Annotated in this window: 1 protein-coding gene; it reads right to left on the bottom strand. The window is 64.8% G+C overall.

Translation table 11 applies throughout. The features are described 5' to 3' along the window. Positions 1–5: 5 nt before the first annotated feature. Positions 6–526 (bottom strand): enoyl-CoA hydratase-related protein (locus H9Q75_RS12560; protein WP_186567641.1); only part of this gene is annotated, 521 nt, incomplete at its 5' end.

Genomic DNA, 526 nt, shown 5'->3' on the forward strand with positions numbered 1-526 from the left:
CGCGCTTACTTGCCTTTGAAATGCTTCTCCTTGCGCTTCTCCAAAAACGCGCCCATGCCCTCGTCCTTGTCCTCGGTGCCGCAGCAGACGCCGAAGGCCTCGGCCTCAAAGGCGGAGCCGGTGTAGATATCGGTCTGCATGCCCTTGCGGATGCAGCGCTTGGACTCCTGCACCGCGATCTGGGCGTTGGCGCAGATGGCGTTTGCCAGCTCCAGCGCCTTGTCCATCAGCTCCTCAGGGGCGTACACCTCGTTCACCAGGCCGATCTCCTTGGCCTCGGCGGCGCTGATGGTCTTGGCCGTGAGGATCAGCTCCATGGCCCTGCCGATGCCCACAATGCGGGGCAGACGCTGGGTGCCGCCGAAGCCGGGGGTGATGCCCAGGCCCACCTCGGGCTGGCCGAACTTGGCCTTCTCAGAGGCCAGCCGGATGTCGCAGGACATGGCCAGCTCGCAGCCGCCGCCCAGGGCAAAGCCGTTCACCGCCGCAATCACGGGCTTGCTCATATTCTCCAGCTTGAGGAACA

This window comes from Lawsonibacter celer (assembly GCF_014281125.1).
Taxonomy (GTDB): Bacteria; Bacillota; Clostridia; order Oscillospirales; family Oscillospiraceae; genus Lawsonibacter_B; species Lawsonibacter_B celer.